This is a genomic window from Bacillus sp. EB106-02-03-XG38 (genome assembly GCF_058792175.1).
Map to the genome: position 1 here is coordinate 1 of NZ_JBYTED010000018.1, position 2,986 is coordinate 2,986.

The 2,986-nt window shown below is 51.1% G+C and carries 1 rRNA gene; it reads left to right on the forward strand.

Annotated features, from left to right (window positions below):
* The first annotated feature begins 56 nt into the window (after positions 1 to 56).
* Positions 57 to 2,978 (forward strand): 23S ribosomal RNA (locus AC3WTI_RS28345).
* Positions 2,979 to 2,986: the final 8 nt, after the last annotated feature.

The following is a 2,986-nucleotide window of genomic DNA, read 5'->3' on the forward strand; positions in this document are numbered from 1 at the left end:
GTATGTTCTTTGAAAACTAGATAACAGTGTAGCTCATATTTTTTAATTTTTAGTTTGGTTAAGTTAGAAAGGGCGCACGGTGGATGCCTTGACACTAGGAGTCGATGAAGGACGGGACTAACGCCGATATGCTTCGGGGAGCTGTAAGTAAGCTTTGATCCGAAGATTTCCGAATGGGGAAACCCACCATACGTAATGGTATGGTATCCTTATCTGAATACATAGGGTAAGGAAGACAGACCCAGGGAACTGAAACATCTAAGTACCTGGAGGAAGAGAAAGCAAATGCGATTTCCTGAGTAGCGGCGAGCGAAACGGAACATAGCCCAAACCAAGAGGCTTGCCTCTTGGGGTTGTAGGACATTCTATACGGAGTTACAAAGGAACGAGGTAGACGAAGCGACCTGGAAAGGTCCGTCGTAGAGGGTAACAACCCCGTAGTCGAAACTTCGTTCTCTCTTGAATGTATCCTGAGTACGGCGGAACACGTGAAATTCCGTCGGAATCTGGGAGGACCATCTCCCAAGGCTAAATACTCCCTAGTGATCGATAGTGAACCAGTACCGTGAGGGAAAGGTGAAAAGCACCCCGGAAGGGGAGTGAAAGAGATCCTGAAACCGTGTGCCTACAAATAGTCAGAGCCCGTTAATGGGTGATGGCGTGCCTTTTGTAGAATGAACCGGCGAGTTACGATCCCGTGCGAGGTTAAGCTGAAGAGGCGGAGCCGCAGCGAAAGCGAGTCTGAATAGGGCGTTTAGTACGTGGTCGTAGACCCGAAACCAGGTGATCTACCCATGTCCAGGGTGAAGTTCAGGTAACACTGAATGGAGGCCCGAACCCACGCACGTTGAAAAGTGCGGGGATGAGGTGTGGGTAGCGGAGAAATTCCAATCGAACCTGGAGATAGCTGGTTCTCCCCGAAATAGCTTTAGGGCTAGCCTTAAGTGTAAGAGTCTTGGAGGTAGAGCACTGATTGGACTAGGGGTCCTCATCGGATTACCGAATTCAGTCAAACTCCGAATGCCAATGACTTATCCTTAGGAGTCAGACTGCGAGTGATAAGATCCGTAGTCAAAAGGGAAACAGCCCAGACCGCCAGCTAAGGTCCCAAAGTGTGTATTAAGTGGAAAAGGATGTGGAGTTGCTTAGACAACTAGGATGTTGGCTTAGAAGCAGCCACCATTTAAAGAGTGCGTAATAGCTCACTAGTCGAGTGACTCTGCGCCGAAAATGTACCGGGGCTAAATACACCACCGAAGCTGCGGATTGATACCAATGGTATCAGTGGTAGGGGAGCGTTCTAAGGACAGTGAAGTCAGACCGTAAGGACTGGTGGAGTGCTTAGAAGTGAGAATGCCGGTATGAGTAGCGAAAGACGGGTGAGAATCCCGTCCACCGAATGCCTAAGGTTTCCTGAGGAAGGCTCGTCCGCTCAGGGTTAGTCAGGACCTAAGCCGAGGCCGACAGGCGTAGGCGATGGACAACAGGTTGATATTCCTGTACCACCTCTTTATCGTTTGAGCAATGGAGGGACGCAGAAGGATAGAAGAAGCGTGCGATTGGTTGTGCACGTCCAAGCAGTTAGGCTGATAAGTAGGCAAATCCGCTTATCGTGAAGGCTGAGCTGTGATGGGGAAGCTCCTTATGGAGCGAAGTCTTTGATTCCCCGCTGCCAAGAAAAGCTTCTAGCGAGATAAAAGGTGCCTGTACCGCAAACCGACACAGGTAGGCGAGGAGAGAATCCTAAGGTGTGCGAGAGAACTCTGGTTAAGGAACTCGGCAAAATGACCCCGTAACTTCGGGAGAAGGGGTGCTTTCTTAACGGAAAGCCGCAGTGAATAGGCCCAAGCGACTGTTTAGCAAAAACACAGCTCTCTGCGAAGCCGTAAGGCGAAGTATAGGGGGTGACACCTGCCCGGTGCTGGAAGGTTAAGGAGAGGGGTTAGCGTAAGCGAAGCTCTGAACTGAAGCCCCAGTAAACGGCGGCCGTAACTATAACGGTCCTAAGGTAGCGAAATTCCTTGTCGGGTAAGTTCCGACCCGCACGAAAGGTGTAACGATTTGGGCACTGTCTCAACCAGAGACTCGGTGAAATTATAGTACCTGTGAAGATGCAGGTTACCCGCGACAGGACGGAAAGACCCCGTGGAGCTTTACTGTAGCCTGATATTGAATTTTGGTACATTTTGTACAGGATAGGCGGGAGCCTTTGAAACCGGAGCGCTAGCTTCGGTGGAGGCGCTGGTGGGATACCGCCCTGAATGTATTGAAATTCTAACCTACGGGTCTTATCGACCCGGGAGACAGTGTCAGGTGGGCAGTTTGACTGGGGCGGTCGCCTCCTAAAGTGTAACGGAGGCGCCCAAAGGTTCCCTCAGAATGGTTGGAAATCATTCGTAGAGTGCAAAGGCATAAGGGAGCTTGACTGCGAGACCTACAAGTCGAGCAGGGACGAAAGTCGGGCTTAGTGATCCGGTGGTTCCGCATGGAAGGGCCATCGCTCAACGGATAAAAGCTACCCCGGGGATAACAGGCTTATCTCCCCCAAGAGTCCACATCGACGGGGAGGTTTGGCACCTCGATGTCGGCTCATCGCATCCTGGGGCTGTAGTCGGTCCCAAGGGTTGGGCTGTTCGCCCATTAAAGCGGTACGCGAGCTGGGTTCAGAACGTCGTGAGACAGTTCGGTCCCTATCCGTCGTGGGCGTAGGAAATTTGAGAGGAGCTGTCCTTAGTACGAGAGGACCGGGATGGACGCACCGCTGGTGTACCAGTTGTTCTGCCAAGGGCATAGCTGGGTAGCTATGTGCGGAAGGGATAAGTGCTGAAAGCATCTAAGCATGAAGCCCCCCTCAAGATGAGATTTCCCATAGCGTAAGCTAGTAAGATCCCTGAAAGATGATCAGGTTGATAGGTTCGAGGTGGAAGCATGGTGACATGTGGAGCTGACGAATACTAATAGATCGAGGACTTAACCATATAATATG